This is a genomic window from Pseudomonas putida, assembly GCF_004357765.1.
In the GTDB taxonomy this organism is placed as follows: domain Bacteria; phylum Pseudomonadota; class Gammaproteobacteria; order Pseudomonadales; family Pseudomonadaceae; genus Aquipseudomonas; species Aquipseudomonas putida_U.
This window is the reverse complement of sequence record NZ_SMTE01000152.1, coordinates 1-517: the sequence shown is the minus strand read 5'-3', so window position 1 is coordinate 517 and position 517 is coordinate 1. Positions and strand designations below refer to the sequence as shown.

The window sequence follows — 517 nt, the reverse complement described above, 5'->3', positions numbered from 1 at the left end:
GTGCACGTGCTGGTGAACAACGCTTACCTGGGCCTGATTCGTCAGGCGCAGCGTGGCTTCGACATGGATTACTGTGTGCAGCTGGCGTTCGAGAACATCAATGCCACCGACGCCGCGACCTATGGCGTGGACCACGTCGCCGTGGTCGAAGGCCTGGGTTGCAAGGCCATTCGCGTGTTCGAACCCGGCGAGATCGCACCGGCCCTGCTCAAGGCGCAGAAGATGGCCGAGGAGTTCCGAGTGCCGGTGGTCGTCGAGGTGATCCTCGAGCGTGTCACCAACATTTCCATGGGTACCGAGATCAACGCGGTCAACGAGTTCGAAGACCTGGCCCTGGTCGGCAACGACGCGCCGACCGCCATCTCGATGCTGGACTGATCGACTGCCGCCCCCGGTGCACCGGGGGCCTTCATCGCAAGGAGACAACCATGCCACGTTTGGCTGCCAACCTGTCCATGCTGTTCACCGAACAGGACTTCCTGGCCCGCTTCAAGGCGGCCGCCGATGCCGGTTTCAG

General features: G+C 62.9%; 1 protein-coding gene and 1 pseudogene. Both read left to right on the top strand.

Annotated elements, in window-relative coordinates:
• Positions 1 to 378, top strand: a 378-nt coding sequence (locus tag E2H86_RS25845; protein WP_243744104.1) for a thiamine pyrophosphate-dependent enzyme, incomplete at its 5' end; no start/stop codon positions are given.
• 50 nt (positions 379 to 428) lie between these two features.
• Positions 429 to 517: pseudogene (locus tag E2H86_RS25840) on the top strand (hydroxypyruvate isomerase); the annotation flags it as partial.